Source organism: Flavobacterium granuli, assembly GCF_031456055.1.
GTDB lineage: Bacteria > Bacteroidota > Bacteroidia > Flavobacteriales > Flavobacteriaceae > Flavobacterium > Flavobacterium granuli_A.
Genome location: NZ_JAVDTX010000009.1, coordinates 14,828 through 31,329 on the forward strand (window position 1 = coordinate 14,828; position 16,502 = coordinate 31,329).

Annotated in this window: 15 protein-coding genes; 2 read left to right on the forward strand and 13 right to left on the reverse strand. The window is 34.7% G+C overall.

The features are described from left to right. The first annotated feature begins 207 nt into the window (after positions 1-207). Positions 208-849, forward strand: coding sequence for a flavin reductase family protein (locus J2W95_RS16775; protein WP_310009080.1), 642 nt, complete (start codon positions 208-210; stop codon positions 847-849). 60 nt (positions 850-909) lie between these two features. On the opposite strand, the gene kynU is transcribed toward J2W95_RS16775, so the two are convergent. The 11 genes from kynU to J2W95_RS16830 all read right to left on the reverse strand — a co-directional run bounded on the left by kynU (position 910) and on the right by J2W95_RS16830 (position 12,917). Continuing rightward, positions 910-2,187 carry a kynureninase gene (kynU, locus tag J2W95_RS16780; RefSeq protein WP_310009082.1) on the reverse strand — a complete coding sequence of 426 codons (1,278 nt, stop codon included), beginning with the start codon at positions 2,185-2,187 and terminating at the stop codon, positions 910-912. Between the two features lie 285 nt (positions 2,188-2,472). Next, positions 2,473-3,522 carry a tRNA preQ1(34) S-adenosylmethionine ribosyltransferase-isomerase QueA gene (queA, locus tag J2W95_RS16785; protein ID WP_310009084.1) on the reverse strand — a complete coding sequence of 350 codons (1,050 nt, stop codon included), beginning with the start codon at positions 3,520-3,522 and terminating at the stop codon, positions 2,473-2,475. A 166-nt stretch (positions 3,523-3,688) separates the two neighbouring features. Beyond that, complete coding sequence (aroA, locus tag J2W95_RS16790; RefSeq protein ID WP_310009086.1) at positions 3,689-4,924, reverse strand: 3-phosphoshikimate 1-carboxyvinyltransferase; 1,236 nt, start codon at positions 4,922-4,924, stop codon at positions 3,689-3,691. Positions 4,925-5,003: 79 nt separating this feature from the next. Then, positions 5,004-5,330 (reverse strand): nucleotide pyrophosphohydrolase, encoded by a 327-nt coding sequence (locus J2W95_RS16795; protein WP_077373631.1) that lies wholly within the window; start codon positions 5,328-5,330, stop codon positions 5,004-5,006. 45 nt (positions 5,331-5,375) lie between these two features. After that, positions 5,376-5,828 (reverse strand): D-aminoacyl-tRNA deacylase, encoded by a 453-nt coding sequence (dtd, locus tag J2W95_RS16800; protein ID WP_310009090.1) that lies wholly within the window; start codon positions 5,826-5,828, stop codon positions 5,376-5,378. Positions 5,829-5,883: 55 nt separating this feature from the next. Further along, positions 5,884-6,861, reverse strand: coding sequence for a ribosome small subunit-dependent GTPase A (gene rsgA, locus J2W95_RS16805; protein ID WP_077373616.1), 978 nt, complete (start codon positions 6,859-6,861; stop codon positions 5,884-5,886). 184 nt (positions 6,862-7,045) lie between these two features. Further along, positions 7,046-8,125 carry a chorismate mutase gene (locus tag J2W95_RS16810; protein ID WP_310009093.1) on the reverse strand — a complete coding sequence of 360 codons (1,080 nt, stop codon included), beginning with the start codon at positions 8,123-8,125 and terminating at the stop codon, positions 7,046-7,048. A gap of 147 nt (positions 8,126-8,272) precedes the next feature. Continuing rightward, positions 8,273-9,130, reverse strand: coding sequence for a prephenate dehydrogenase (locus tag J2W95_RS16815; protein ID WP_310009095.1), 858 nt, complete (start codon positions 9,128-9,130; stop codon positions 8,273-8,275). 122 nt (positions 9,131-9,252) lie between these two features. Continuing rightward, complete coding sequence (locus J2W95_RS16820; protein WP_310009097.1) at positions 9,253-10,398, reverse strand: pyridoxal phosphate-dependent aminotransferase; 1,146 nt, start codon at positions 10,396-10,398, stop codon at positions 9,253-9,255. A gap of 51 nt (positions 10,399-10,449) precedes the next feature. Beyond that, complete coding sequence (locus J2W95_RS16825) at positions 10,450-11,277, reverse strand: prephenate dehydratase (protein ID WP_310009099.1); 828 nt, start codon at positions 11,275-11,277, stop codon at positions 10,450-10,452. Positions 11,278-11,672: 395 nt separating this feature from the next. Continuing rightward, positions 11,673-12,917, reverse strand: a complete 1,245-nt coding sequence (locus tag J2W95_RS16830) for a dicarboxylate/amino acid:cation symporter (RefSeq protein ID WP_310009101.1) — start codon at positions 12,915-12,917, stop codon at positions 11,673-11,675. A 165-nt stretch (positions 12,918-13,082) separates the two neighbouring features. Between J2W95_RS16830 and gldA the strand changes: the two genes are divergently transcribed. Continuing rightward, positions 13,083-13,979, forward strand: a complete 897-nt coding sequence (gene gldA, locus J2W95_RS16835) for a gliding motility-associated ABC transporter ATP-binding subunit GldA (RefSeq protein ID WP_310009103.1) — start codon at positions 13,083-13,085, stop codon at positions 13,977-13,979. A gap of 113 nt (positions 13,980-14,092) precedes the next feature. On the opposite strand, the gene J2W95_RS16840 is transcribed toward gldA, so the two are convergent. Both J2W95_RS16840 and J2W95_RS16845 read right to left on the reverse strand, forming a co-directional pair. Continuing rightward, positions 14,093-14,947 carry an alpha/beta hydrolase gene (locus J2W95_RS16840; RefSeq protein ID WP_310009105.1) on the reverse strand — a complete coding sequence of 285 codons (855 nt, stop codon included), beginning with the start codon at positions 14,945-14,947 and terminating at the stop codon, positions 14,093-14,095. A 55-nt stretch (positions 14,948-15,002) separates the two neighbouring features. After that, entirely contained in the window at positions 15,003-16,415 is a 1,413-nt protein-coding gene (locus tag J2W95_RS16845) for a pyridoxal phosphate-dependent decarboxylase family protein (RefSeq protein ID WP_310009107.1), read from the reverse strand. Positions 16,416-16,502: the final 87 nt, after the last annotated feature.

The window sequence follows — 16,502 nt, forward strand, 5'->3', positions numbered from 1 at the left end:
TAAAAAACACATTTTAAAAAGGGTATTTTTTTATCAAATGCAAATAAATACAGTGATAATGAATTTTAGCAATATTGTTAATTTTTTATTATAAAACAAATAATAAACATCTTAAAAGTTAAAATTCATAGTTCAAATTGAGATTTTTACAATTAACCCTATGTCGCTAACTTTCAGTTTATTATATTTGTTAAAACATAAAAAATCATGAAAAATATTTCAAAAGAAACCATTTCACAAATGGATAAGATTGAAAAATTAAATTTAATTAATTCATGTACTGGTTTTAAGTCTGCTAATTTGATAGCCACAAAATCTATTGAAGGCAATACTAATGTTGCTATTTTTAGTAGTGTTACCCATCTAGGAAGTAGCCCGTCATTAATAGGTTTCATTGTACGTCCGACTACTGCTCCAAGAGATACATATAAAAACATTATGGAAACTGGTTATTTTACCGTAAACCACATTACAATTGACATGATAGCTGATGCTCATCACACCTCTGCCGACTATGATTCTGGAATTTCTGAATTTGACAAAACCGATCTAGAAGAAGAATACAAAGAAGGTTTTAATATTCCTTTTGTAAAAGGAAGTCCAGTGCAACTCTATTGCAAATACGTAAATGAATACATCATCAAAGAAAATGACACTATCCATATTATTGCCTCTATTGAGCATATTTTTTTCGATGAAGCTTTGGAACATAAAGATGGTTGGTTACAACTAGACAAAGGAAATATTGTCGCCTTGAATGGTGTAGATGGTTACTTTTTGCCTACACTAATTGATCGTTTTCAGTATGCACAACAAAATGTTCCTACAAAATCATTTAAAAAAGAATAGGAATAAAAAACTATATGGTTCAAAAAAAGGGAATAGTCACTACAACTATTCCCTTTTATATTATTTTTCTAAAATTCCTGTTTTTAAAATCTGCCCGAAGTGATACATATCCTCATAAGAAGTATATAAAGGAACTGGTGCAAGACGAATTACATTAGGTTCGCGCCAATCCGTAATAACACCATTTTTCATTAGATAATCAAACAAACTACGTCCTTCTCCATGAAGAAAAACAGATAATTGACATGCTCTTTCAGACGGCTCTGTTGGAGTAATAATTTCAAAAGAACCTTCAACTTCTTTACTTATTTCATTCAGAATAAATTCTAAATAAGAAGTGATTTTATCTCTTTTTAGAATTAATTGATCCATTCCAATTTCGTCAAACATTTCAACGGAAGCCAAATAAGGAGCCAACGAAAGAATTGGCAAATTACTTATCTGCCAACCTCCAGCTCCGTGAACAGGATCAAAAACGGGTTCCATCTTGAAACGACGCTCTTTATTATGTCCCCACCAGCCCGCAAATCGAGGCAACTCTTTATTGTTGTGATGTTTTTCATGAACAAAACAACCAGAAGCATTTCCTGGACCTGAATTCATATACTTATAACTGCACCAGGCAGCAAAATCGACATTCCAATCGTGCAATTCCAATTTAATATTTCCTGCTGCGTGAGCCAAATCCCAACCTACATAAGCACCTTGTTTATGCCCAGCTTCGGTAATGGTTTTCATATCGAAAACCTGGCCTGTGTAATAATTCACACCACCTATTAAAACCAACGCCAACTCCTCACCTACTTCTTCAATTTTCGCCAATACATCTTCGAGTCTGATGTTATGTTCTCCTTCACGACGCTTGATTTCCACAATAACATCTTCCGGTTTATAACCATGAAAATTTACTTGGCTTTGAAACATATATTGATCGGAAGGAAAAGCTTTTTCTTCGCAAATGATTTTATAACGCTTCGCAGTTGGTCTATAAAATGAAACCATCAATAAATGAAGATTCACTGTCAGCGTATTCATTACGGTGATTTCGGACGGCAAAGCGCCTACCAATTTACTTAATGGATTAGCAAAACGTTCCTGATAATCCCACCAAGGTTTTTCGGCATAAAAATGACCTTCAACAGCAAGATTTGCCCAATCATTCATCACTTCATCAACATATTTTTTGGTTCTTTTTGGCTGCAATCCCAAAGAGTTACCCGTAAAATAAATTACTTTTTTGTCATTGACTTTTGGAAATATAAACTCATCTTGGTATTTATGTAGATGATCTTGTGAATCGAGTTGCTGAGCAAATTCTAATGTATTTTTGAAATCCATTTTTTGTTTATTTTGTGCCGTAAAAATAGAAAAAAGAAAATTGAGATGAGAAAATAGAATAGAGAAAAAAGACAATTGCGGTTGTTAAAATTATAATTCAATAAAATTCAAATTCTTTTAAACCTCTATTTTGCATTTAAAGCAATATGATTCTTATGAGAAAGAATTGCGTTTAAGGATAGAAATTGAAAGTTGGCAGATTTTAAATGAGAATTTTTGATTTTAAATTGCATAAAAAAAACTCGCCATTACTGACGAGTTTTAGTTTCATATAAATTGAATATTTTAGATAATCAACATTGCATCTCCGTAAGAGTAGAATTTGTATTCTTCTTTGATTGCTTCTTCGTAAGCTCTTTTCATTAAATCATGTCCACAGAAAGCAGAAACCATCATTAACAAAGTTGATTTTGGCGTATGAAAATTGGTAATCATACAAGTTGGTATGCTGAAATCGTGAGGAGGGAAAACAAATTTATTTGTCCAACCATCATAAGGATTCAGTGTGTTTTGTGAAGAAACTGAACTTTCTACAGCACGCATAGAAGTAGTTCCTACAGTACAGATTCTCTTTTTGGCAGCTTTTGCAGTGTTTACAATATCACAAGCCTCTTGAGTGATTTTTAATTCCTCAGAATCCATTTTGTGTTTAGACAAATCCTCAACCTCAACTGGATTGAAAGTTCCTAAACCAACGTGAAGTGTCACTTCTGCAAATTTAACTCCTTTGATTTCCAATCTTTTCAACAAATGTTTAGAGAAGTGTAAACCAGCAGTTGGTGCTGCAACAGCTCCTTCTTCTTTGGCATAAATTGTTTGGTAACGCTCTGCATCTTCTGGAGTTACATCACGACTGATATATTTAGGAATTGGAGTTTCTCCTAGTTCAGTTAATTTATTTCTGAATTCTTCATAAGATCCGTCATAAAGAAAACGCAATGTTCTTCCACGAGAAGTAGTGTTATCAATAACCTCGGCCACTAATGAATCGTCGTCTCCGAAGTATAATTTATTTCCAATTCTGATTTTACGAGCTGGATCTACTAAAACGTCCCAAAGTCTTTGTTCTGCGTTAAGTTCTCTAAGTAAAAATACTTCGATTCTTGCTCCAGTTTTTTCTTTATTACCGTATAAACGGGCCGGAAAAACTTTGGTATTATTCAATATTAAAACATCACCATCATCAAAATAATCGATAACGTCTTTAAACATTTTATGTTCTATCGTTTGTTTCTTACGGTCGATAACCATCAATCGAGACTCATCTCTATTTTCGGCTGGATATTCTGCAAGAAGTTCTTTTGGTAAATTGAATTGAAAGTGAGATAATTTCATCTGATAAAGTTATGAGTTATGATTTATAAATTATAAGTTTTGAAATCAAATTTTAAATCGTGTGCAAATATACGACTGTGAGATAGGCGTTGTCAAGTGTTTAGGTGTTTATTTTTCCTAACCCGACCCTATCCCGCAATGGGCTTACAAAAAACTTAACAAAAGTCTATGTAAACGACCATCTTTGAATCATAAAAAAACCTATTTTCTTTAAATCATCCCAAAAATCAGGATATGATTTTGACACTACATCAGCATTATTGATAACAATTGGCACTTTTAACCCTAATGGAGCAAATGCCATTGCCATTCTGTGGTCGTTATACGTATCTATTCTTATCTCTTCTTTAATGCCTTTTGTCGCGATAAGTGTCAAACTATCATTGGTTACTGAGATATTGGCTCCCAGTTTTGTTAATTCAATTCGAAGTGCTTCCAGTCTATCGGTTTCTTTAATTTTTAAAGTATGCAAACCGGTAAGATGACAACCAATTCCAAGTCCTAAGCAAGTAACTACAATAGTTTGCGCAATATCTGGAGTATTATTTAATTCGAAATTCAAGTCTTTGTATTCGAAATCATTTTGTTTCGTCAAAGTAAGTTTGTTTTCTTCGAAATGTGAAGTCACTCCCATTTTCTTGTATATTTCAACCAAAGCTGAATCTCCTTGCAAACTTGTTTCTTTATAACTTGTCAAAGAAATAGAAGCTGTTTTTGCCAAGGCAACTAAACTATAAAAATAAGAAGCTGAACTCCAATCAGATTCTACAGTCATTACTTTAGATTCGACCTCTTTCTTTGGATGTACTGTGATTACGTTTCCAACAAAACTAGTTTGAATGTTTAAATCATTCAATAATGCCAAAGTCATTTTGATATACGGAATCGAAGTTATCTCACCAACCAAAGTCAGTTCAATTCCGTTCTCTAATTTTGGTGCAACCAAAAGCAATGCCGATATATACTGACTACTCACATTAGCTGGAATACTAACTTTGGAAGACGTTATTTTTTGTCCTTTGATTCGAATAGGCGGATAACCGTCTTCTTTTTCATAGGTGATTTGCGCTCCTAATTGTTGCAAAGCCTCAACCAAAACTTTAATCGGGCGTTCTGTCATTCTTTGAGATCCAGTCAAAACCACTTCACGTCCTTCATTTACCGCAAAATATGCTGTTAAGAAACGCATTGCCGTTCCTGCGTGATGAATATCAACTATTTCCTCATTGCCGTTCAAAGCTTTTTGCATTACTTCACTATCATCAGAATTTGAAGTATTCTCTAAAGTAATATTTGGATACAATGCCTGAAGTAACAATAGGCGATTGGTTTCGCTTTTGGAACCAGTAATTGCTATTTGTTCTTGTAAATCGAGTTGTGAAGTTTGTAACAGTAAATTCATTTTGATTGGGTGCTTGGTGTATTTTAGCAAATTTATTTTAAAAAAAGGATGTACCAAAACTTTGCCCTGACTTATAACATTATTTTAGTTTATCGTTGTTTTTGTGTCGGTCCTTATCTCGAACGGATTTTAAATCCATCTTCTTGTCAAAAGCGGCTTGCAAATCGATTCCTGTCTGATTGGCCAAACATAAAACCACAAAAACAACATCGGCCAATTCTTCACCAAGGTCTTTATTTTTATCACTTTCCTTTTCGGATTGCTCGCCATAACGACGTGCAATTATTCGGGCTACTTCACCTACTTCTTCCGTAAGTTGTGCCATGTTTGTCAATTCGTTGAAGTAACGAACTCCGTGTTCTTTGATCCAAGTATCTACGTCTTGTTGGGCATTTTTTAGGTTCATGGCTATGTTTTTTTAATCTAAATATCAAAAAATTAAACAATTGATTTACTCCTTACTCTTACTGTCAATCTGAATAGTAACTGGGCCGTCATTCAGTAATAACACTTTCATATCGGCGCCAAAAATTCCCGTTTGTACTTTCTTTCCCAACTCCTTCTCGATTTGTTTTACAAAACTTTCATATAAAGGAATTGCAATTTCGGGTTTTGAAGCTTTTATGTAAGAAGGACGGTTTCCCTTTTTGGTCAAGGCATGAAGTGTGAATTGAGAAACAACAATTACTTCTCCATCAATATCTTTTACGGAAAGATTCATTATATCATTTTCATCTCCAAAAATTCGAAGATTAGTGATTTTTTGACAAAGCCAATTGATATCTTCTTGAGCATCGGCATCTTCCATGCCTACCAAAACAAGTAAGCCTTTCTGTATATCGGCTATTATCTTAGAATCAACAGTAACGGATGCCTGGGAAACTCTTTGAAGAACAACTTTCATTTATATCAAATTGCAGATTTAAAAATATTGATTTTTGACATTGATATTGGCATTACTACTCTCTTGATTTATCACTAATGATTCGATCCTCATTGTAATCATCGGTACGATAATGTTCATCGTCTCCTTCGAGAATTTTCAGATAACTGTTGTATCGGGACCAAGCAATCTCATCTCTTTCTAACGCTGCTTTTATGGCACAATGTGGTTCTTCTTTATGCAAACAATTGTTGAACTTACATTGATCTTTCAATTTAAAAAATTCCGGAAAATATCCGCTAATTTCAGCAGGATCCATATCGACCATTCCAAAACCTTTGATTCCGGGAGTATCTATAATTTTCGCTCCAAAGGACAAATCATACATCTCTGCAAAAGTAGTTGTGTGTTGTCCCTGTTTACTTGCAACCGATATCGTTTTGGTTTTTAAATGCAAAGAAGGTTCCATCGCATTTACCAAAGTTGATTTCCCCACACCTGAATGCCCAGAGAACATACTTACTTTACCCACCATCATTTCTTGTAACGCTTCGACTCCCTTATTCTCTGTCGAGGAAACCCGCAAACATTTATATCCTATTTCCTGATACACATGTTGCATATACAACTGTTCATCAAGCGTAACCTCATCCAATGTATCTATTTTATTAAAAACCAAGATAGCTTCAATTCCGTAAGCTTCGGCAGTTACCAAAAAACGGTCTATAAAATTGAATGTGGTTGGTGGATTGTTTACAGTTACCAACAAAAATACTCGATCAATATTGGACGCAATAATATGCATTTGATGCGATAAATTCACCGCCTTACGAACGATATAATTCTTTCTTTCATGAATATTATGAATCGTTCCTGTAATAGTATCTGAGGTTTCTTCAAGCTCATAATCGACAATATCACCCACAGCAATTGGATTGGTACTTTTAATTCCTTTGATTCGGAATTTCCCTTTCATACGGCATTCTATAAAATCGCCTTGTTCGGATTTTACGGTGTACCAACTTCCTGTAGATTTGTAAACGAGTCCTGTCATTCGGCAAAGGTAGTAATTTGTTTTAGGATTAAAAAAGTTTAGGAGGGTTAGGAGTTTAGAAGGTTTAGTTGCAATTATTAATCCTTTCCTAAAACTTAAGTGCTAAAAACAAGAAAAGTTTAGATTTTAGGTTTTAAACTAAACTTCTAAACTTTTCTAAATATTCTAAATCAAAAACTCTTATTTACGAATTCAAGACTTTTTCTTGGTGACCAATACTTTCCTGGTGGATATCTTTGAATAATCTAATGATAAATTCTTCTGTCAATCCTTTTTTGGCGCCTTCGGAAACCATTTTTTCTTGGATTTCATTCCAACGATTGTTTTGAAGTATAGCAACGTTATTGTCTTTTTTCACTTGACCAATTTCGTCAGCCACTTTCATTCTTTTTCCTAATAAGTCCAATAAATTAGCGTCAAGCACATCAATATTAGCTCTTAATTTTGTCATTTTTAGATCATAATCATTATCCCCAGTCACTTTTCTTACTTTCAAATCTTTGAAAATTTGTTTCAAGGCAGCAGGAGTTACTTGTTGAGCAGCATCAGACCAAGCGTTGTCTGGATCATTATGAGTTTCGATGATCATACCGTCATAATTTAAATCCAATGCCTCTTGAGTCACTTCAAGAATCATGTTACGGTTTCCTGTAATATGTGATGGGTCAATAATTAATGGCAAATCAGGGAATTTATTTTGCAATTCGATAGCAATCTGCCATTCTGGAATGTTTCTGTATTTTGTTTTTTCGTAAGTAGAAAAACCTCTGTGGATTACTCCCAATTTTTTGATTCCAGCAGCATACAAACGCTCTACACCACCCAACCATAAAGCCATATCTGGATTTACAGGGTTTTTAATCAATACAATTTTATCTGTTCCTGCCAATGTATCAGCAATCTCTTGAACCGCAAAAGGATTTGCAGTTGTACGAGCACCAACCCATAAAACATCAATATCATTTTCCAAAGCCAATTTACAGTGTGCAGCTGTGGCAACCTCAGTTCCCATAAGCAAACCTGTTTCTGCTTTAGCTTTTTTCAACCATTTCAATCCAATTTCTCCAACACCTTCAAATCCTCCTGGACGCGTTCTTGGTTTCCAAATACCCGCTCTAAAAACGCTAACATCTGAGTCTTTCAATTCGTGAGCAATTTTCAAAACTTGCTCTTCTGTTTCAGCACTACAAGGTCCTGCAATTACAAATGGATGAGACAATTTGAATTCGTTCAACCAATCTCTCATTTCTTTCTTGTTTTCCATCTTTTCTAAAATTTTTTCTTTTTTTCGCTCTCCTCCCGATAGCTATCGGAACTCCCCAAACAACTGGAGGGAGCAAGAGCGATTTTTATTATTAATTGCTTACTACTAATTATTTGTTGTTCTGTTGTTATTATAAATGGATACCGTCTATTTTTTGACATTCATCCCGTTCAATATTTCCTTAATTCTGTTAACGCTTTCCATTTCGTGATAAATCGCTTCAAAATCGTCATTTTCCAAAAGATCTTTAAACTTGGACAAATTCGAAATGTATTCTTCCAATGTTTTGACTACCTGTTTTTTGTTTTGTTTAAAAATCGGTGTCCACATCGCTGGCGAACTTTTAGCCAAACGAACGGTACTTTCAAAACCGGAACCTGCCATATCAAAAATATCCTGCTCGTCCTTTTCTTTATTGATTACCGTTTTCCCAAGCATAAACGAACTGATATGCGATAAATGCGATACATAAGCAATGTGTTTATCATGCGATTTTGGATCCATATATCGAATTCTCATTCCGATTGCCGAAAAAAGTAACAACGCTTTTTCCTGCAACTTGAAAGTCGTTTTTTCAACTTCGCAAATGATATTGGTTTTCCCTTGAAACAAACCTCTAATTGCTGCCGATGGCCCCGAAAACTCTGTTCCTGCAATAGGGTGCGTGGCGATAAAATTCCTTCTTCTTGGATGATCCGAAACCGCTTCGCATATTGGCGTTTTTGTCGAACCTACATCAAAAACAATAGCCGAATCCGAAATTAAATCCAATACTGTTGGCAAAACCACAATAGCCGTATCCACTGGAACCGAAACAATCACAAAATCTGCTTTGGATAAATCATCAAAAGTGGCTGCTTCATCAATAACTCCTAGCGCTATCGCTTCCTGCAAATGCTTTTCATTACTGTCAATTCCAAAAATTTTGGCATCAGAATTCAACCCTTTAGCGTCCAATGCTATAGATCCTCCAATTAATCCAACACCTATCACGTATATATTCATAATTCTTTTTTTATGGAGCTAATCCTGCTATCGTTGCAATCTTTTACTTTTAAAGAAAAAAGTAAAAGGATTTCCACTACTATCAGGGCTAGGGCTTTCCGTTTTTTCAGAATATTTAATTTCTAAAATCTATCTATCGCTTCCTGTACTTTTTCTTCTTTCACACAAAGTGCAAATCGGATGTAACCTTCACCATTACTCCCAAAAATGGTTCCCGGAGCTATAAAAATATGTTTCTCGTGTAATATTTTATCTATAAAATCCTCAGCAGAGACTATCCCTGCGGGTAGTTTGGCCCAAACAAATAATCCAACGCCTTCTTTATATACTTCGCAACCTAGTTTTTGAGCCAAGTGTTCAGTAAGTACACGACGCTTTTTATAAACTTCGTTCATTGAGTCAAACCAAGACTGATCGCTTTTCAAAGCTTCAACGGCTCCTTTTTGGATTCCGTAGAACATACCGCTGTCCATATTGCTTTTTACTTTAAGAACCGAATCAATCAGTTTTGCATTTCCTAAGACCATTCCAACTCTCCATCCTGCCATATTGAACGTTTTGCTCAAAGAATTAAGTTCTAGTGCCACATCTTTAGCTCCTTCCACCTGTAATAAACTCATCGGTTTATCATTCAAAACAAAACTATACGGATTGTCATTAACTAATAATATATGATGCTTTTTGGCGAAAGCCACTAATTTTTCAAACAATTCCAAACTTCCTCTCGCTCCTGTAGGCATGTGCGGATAACCAATCCACATGATTTTCACTTTTGATAAATCTAATTTCTCTAAAGCTTCAAAATCAGGTTCCCAATTATTTACTTCTTTCAAATCGTAATAAACAGGCACAGCTCCAACTAAATTCGTTACAGAACTGTAGGTAGGATATCCTGGATTTGGAATCAAAACATGATCTCCTTCATTCAAGAAAGCCAATGAAATATGCATAATGCCTTCTTTCGATCCAATTAAAGGCAAAATCTCCACATTAGGATCCAAGGCAACTCCATAATTATTTTGATAAAAATCGGCCATTCCTTTTCTAAGTTCCGGCAATCCCTGATAACTTTGGTATTGGTGAGCATTCTCATCATGCATTGCCGAAATTACGGCATCCATAACTGCTTTCGAAGGCTTTAAATCTGGACTACCAATTCCCATATTGATAATTGGTTTCCCCTCAGAGGCCAATTGTCTCACTTCTCTCAACTTAGATGAGAAATAGTATTCTTCAATGATATCGAGACGTTTTGCTGTTGTAATCATGGTATTATTTTAAAATTCTTTTGTCTTTTTAACTTTTGCGTTCCAAACCAATTACGGTTTTGTGTTTTTATATTCTCCTAAAACTTTAAAAAACTCAGCCATTATTGTTAGCAATTTTTTAGCTTTGGCGAAATCTTCATACTTTTCAAAAGTAACATCTACGAAAAATGAATATTTCCAAGGTGTTTCAATTTTTGGCAACGACTGAATTTTAGTCAAATTCAATTTACAGTCACTCATTACATTCAGTACTGCTGCAAGACTTCCTCTTTTGTGATCCAATTCAAACTTAATTGAAGCTCTGCTGATTTCGTTTTCGTCTGCAAATTCTTTTTCCTTTTTAATAATGACAAAACGAGTCATATTATTGTTTATCGTTTGGATTTCTGGTGCTAAAATTTCCAAATCATACATTTCAGAAGCAGTTTTACTAGCAATTGCCGCAATTCCTGTTAACTGTTTTTCATGAATTCTTCTGGCAGTTTCCGCAGTATCTTTGTCTTCAACCAATTTTATGTTTGGATATTTTTTTAAGAACTCCATACATTGTAATAAAGCCATCGGATGAGAATGTACTTCCAGAATATCTTCAATTTTTTGTCCTTTCAGCGCCATTAGATTTTGATGAATATCTAAATAATGTTCTCCTATAATGTGCAGATTGTTTTTGTCAATCAGTGCGTAATTTGGAATTATCGGTCCAGCGATAGAATTCTCTATAGCCATTACTGCCTGATCAGATTTTCCCGTCAGTAAACTAGCTACCAATTCCTCAAAAGATAGACATTCGTCTACTTCGATATTTTGATAAAAATAGTCTTGAGCCACTTGGTGGTGGAAAGATCCTTTAATTCCTTGTATTGCAATTTTCGTTCTCATTGGGTCAAAAAAAAATCCTGATTTTCATCAGGATTGTATATTAGTTTTATTTGTTTTTTGTTCTTCAAATAACCATAGCACAATCCCTTACTTCCTAAAGAAGAAATAAAAAGAGTTGCTAAAATAAAAACGGTTATTAGACATGATGTGCTTTGTTGTTCAATTATTTATTGCAAATGTAAGACATATTTCGAGTCAGCCAAAATAAAAATAATCTTTTATAAAACAAAAAAAGATTCATTTGTTAAAAGGTAATATAATTCATTATTCCATAAAAAAGTAGCTTTTTGAATGCCTAAAATTATTGATTTCAAAACTGTCAAACAGGCAACGAATCTGAATTTTGGCAGAAACACAGCTTTTTGACTTCCTTTTTTCTAAATTGATGATGTAAATTAGGTAATACTTTGGCTGATCCATTTCTTACCTTCGGAAATTCTGGTAACTACCATTGCGCAGACCAAATCGCCATTGGCATTCAATAAAGTTGCTATTGGATCAACCAAGGTTCCTATGATCATTGCAGCCGGCAAAGCTTGTTCCATCGGTAAACCATAAACGGTTATGGCGAGAATTTCTCCTATATAACCTCCGTTTGGAATACCGCCTTCGACTACCGATACTATTATAGTGATACCAATTGCGGTTAATAAAGTATAAGGATCCGTAAAATCCTTTCCGAATAAGGCAAAAATTACGGCGATTTTGACAATCGAGGACATACTAGAACCGTCTTTGTGCAAGGGCGCTCCAAGTGGAATTACGAGATTTCGAATGTGACTTGGAATATTCATTTGCTCCGCAGCTTCCAGATTGGCCGGAATGGTTGCAATACTACTGCAAGTTCCTACTGCCGTCAACGCAGGTGTGATGTTGTTTTTCCAAAATATTTTGAGCCCTAGTTTTCCTCCTGCGAAAAAAGCATACAAACTGAAAAATACAATAAAGTAAAAAGTACAAACGGCATAATATAATGCCAATGGCTTGGCATACGCACCAAACAATTGTGGTCCAAAGATGCCGACTTGATATGCAAAATAAGCTCCAAGACCAATTGGAGCCGTTTTCATAATAAGATGAAGTAATTGTTTCATCACTTCGTTTCCAGAATTAAGAAATCTTGCAAAATCTTTTCCTTTTTCACCTGCTCGCAAAGTTGAAAAACCAATTAAAAAAGAAAATAATATGAGTGCCAGCATATTTTTTCGAGACAGTATCTCATAGAAATCATTAACAGTTAGCAATTGCGTTATTTGGGAACCGGTGCTACTTTCCTTAATGGTTTCTAATGCAGTTTTTGAAATTACTACCCCTTGATGAATAGGGAAAATCAAAACACCAATAATCATTATAATGGCCGAAATAATCACAGTTGTTAGAAATACTCCTAAAACTATCCCGAAAAGCTTTCCGAGTTTTTCGGATTTTTGCAAATTGGCAATTGAGGAAGCAATGGTAAAAAACACTAACGGTATGATTGCCGTAAAAAGTAAATTCAAGAATATATCTCCTAACGGTTTTATGACTTCTACCCCATTCCCAAAAACCAAACCTAATATGCTGCCAACGATTATTCCGCCAAGTAGTAACAAAATACTACTATAATTCTTCAAGAAACTGCCTGATTGAATATTTCCCATATTGATTTAGTTTAATCGTAAATATATAAATCTTAATGATAAAGTCATCATTTCTGACAAAACTTTGTCGATGTACAAAACTTTGACAAAAGCTAAAGGGTCATTGTTGGACAAAAACAATAAATAAAAGTTTTTTCTGTTTACTTTTGCAACAAATAAAGTTTTATGTCAATAGAAGTAAAAAACATTTCGAAAAGTTATGGTGCCCAAAAAGCATTGGACAACATTTCATTTTCTGTAAAAAAGGGAGAGATTGTTGGTTTTTTAGGTCCTAATGGTGCCGGAAAATCGACCTTGATGAAAATCTTGACGACATATCTTCACGCTGATTCTGGTGTTGCGCTAGTCAATGATTTTGATGTAAACACTCAGGAAAAATCGGTGCAGCTTTCTATTGGATATTTACCGGAACACAATCCGTTGTATTTGGATTTATACGTGAGAGAATATCTGGCTTTCAACGCTGATGTTTATAAAGTAGAAAAAACTAGAATTGAAGAAGTGATTCAGCTGACAGGTTTACAAACTGAAAGCCGTAAAAAAATAGGCCAATTGTCCAAAGGATACCGCCAACGTGTGGGACTAGCCAATGCTTTATTGCATAATCCCGATGTTTTGATTCTGGACGAACCTACAACCGGATTGGATCCTAATCAATTAGTCGAAATCAGAAATGTGATTAAAAACGTAGGGAAAGACAAAACGGTTTTTCTTTCGACACACATTATGCAGGAAGTAGAAGCGATTTGCGACCGTGTCATTATTATTGACAAAGGACAAATAGTTGCCGACAAAAAACTCGACAATTTAATCTCTGCAGATAAGGAACAAGTAATCGAAGTCGAATTTGATCTAAAAGTAGATGAAAACCTAATTGCTCAAATCCCACATTTAAAATCATTTAAAAATATTCAGGGTTTTTCTTGGGAACTGACTTTTGTTTCGGATAAAGATATGCGACCAACGGTTTTTGATTTTGCTTACGATAATGGATTGAAAACTTTACAACTCAACCAAAAGAACAAAAATTTGGAAGCTGTGTTTAGAGAAATCACTAAATAAGTTGGCAGTTTGCAGATTTTAGTTTGCAGATTACATATAAAAAAAGCAAGCTCGTTTAAAACCATTTTAAACGAGCTTGCTTTTTTATTTTTCCAATATTTTAAATAACATTTTTACTTCACAAAATAGTTATTATCCTCGAACCAATCCGTTAGTCTTTGTGGCCAAGTTTTCAAAGAATTAGACTTCGCTCTTTTTCCGATGTTAAAAGCGTGACCTCCTTTGGAATACAAATGCATCTCTATAGGAACATTAGCTTGACGGTATTTATTTAGCAAATCAACTATCGGTGCTGAACAACACGTATCATCATTAGCAGCCAATAAAAATGCTGGTGGCGCATCCGATTTAATTTCTTTTGGAATAAACAAAGGACCAGGATAAATTAGTATTTGAAAATTGGGTTGTGCATCTTGTTTATCGATTGCATCAGACGAGTTTACTAGAGTGTTTTTAGCATTATAGGCAACCAAAGCCACAACTTCACCTCCTGCAGAAAATCCCATTGCTCCTATTCGGGTGGTATCTATTTTAAATTCAACCGCCTTGCTTCTTATTAATCTCATAGCTCTTTCGACATCCTGCTTCACATGAGTTTCTAATTTATATAGAGATCCAACTTCTCTTGCCAAGCGGTATTTTAAGACAAAAGCTGTTATACCAATACTTGTAAAATACTCTGCAGCATCTCTTCCCTCTGAATTGAAAACCAAATTTTCATGACCGCCGCCAGGACAAATAAGTACCGCCATACCATTTGGCTTTTCCGGAAAATAAGCAGTTATCGACGGATTATGGATGTTTCTTACCCACCAATCTTTAGCCTGTTCAGGTTCGTCTTTACGATTTTCAAAACCAGGGGCGCCATTTTCCCAAAGAGAAATTTTCAAACCCTTTTCCTGCGAAAACCCTTTATTACAAATAGTTAAAAAAAACAAACAGACATAAAGTTTCACCATTGTTTTCATTCAAGACACATTTAAAAATACTAGTTTCTAAATATACTACAAAAACATTTACAACCTACTGTATCACAACTGTTGAAATAATTCTCTTCATTTCTTCTATCACTATTTTAATATCATTTTCATTCGTCCTCCAATTGACAAATGAAGCTCGAATTCCTTTGCGGTTTTGGTACACCGTTGGCGTCATAAACACTTTGCCTGTATCGTTGAGATGAGTCAGAAATAAATTTACTTTTTCCTGATTATGGTCTCCCGCCAAAGTAAAACAAACATTATTGAGGCGAGTTGGCGCCAATAATTCGAAGCTTTCGTCATTAGTTATAAAAGCATCCAATTGCAATGCCATCTCAACACTATTTTCTACAATGTCTTGAAATCCTTGTTTCCCATACGCCAATAGTGAAAACCAAACCGGCAATGCTTTTAAACGTCTGGAATTTTCAGGCAGGAAATTCAGATAACTGAAATTCTCCAATGGATCTCCCAAATATGGAGCATTCGAATTTTGAAACGTTTCAACTTGAAGATTTTTATGTTGTTCTTTTACCAAATAAAAAGCACTTTCGTAAGGAACATTTAGCCATTTATGACAATCTATCGTAATGCTGTCCGCGTTTCCCCAACCGTTTACCAAATGTTTGTATTTTGGAGAACAAGCGGCAAAACCTCCGAAAGCGGCATCAATATGCCACCAAAAATTGTATTTTTCTTTGAGTTTTGTAATTGCATTAAAATCATCAAAATCGGCTGAGTTCACTGTTCCTGCACTTGAGATCAAAATAAAAGGTTGTCCGTTTAATTTCTTTATGTTTTCTTCTAAATCAGAAATATCAATGGCTTCCCGATTTCCTTCAACTGTTTTTATCTTGGTGAAATTCTGACTTCCAATTCCTAACATCGCCAAGCATTTTACCGAAGACGAATGTGGAGTAGCCGTAAGAATATTTAGAGAAGCGGTAACTCCATTTTTTGCAAAATCTTGACCCAATTGTTTTCCGAACCATTGTCGAGCTACCGCCAAACTTGTAAAATTTGACATTGTAGCTCCTGTTACAAATCCACCCAAAAATGATTTTGGCAAGTCCAATAATTGCAACAATAAATTTATGGTTTCTATTTCTATCAAAGCAGAAACGCCTCCTTGTGCTTTTGTAGCCTGTGCATTTGGGTCATAAATAGTCGTTAACCAATCACCTACTATAGAAGCGGGTGTTGCCCCTCCCGTAACAAAACCCCAGTATCTAGGACCTGCCTGTGAAACCATCAAAGGAGCCAAACGTTGATTAAACTCTTCCAATGCAGACATTGCTCCCAAACCAGAATCGTTTAGATTCCTATCCGTCGTAATTGTATTTTGGGTTGAAGTAGGAACATCATCAATAACATTAAGAAAATTAATTCCTTGATGTTTTACTTTTTCGAGAATGCTTTCAATGTCTTTTAAATCTTGTTGGAGGGTTGCGTTCATATACTTTTATTTAAGATTAAAAAAAATACCCGATTAGTTAAAAACAACCAATCGAGCATTTCAAATTGAAATTAATAATAACTTTTT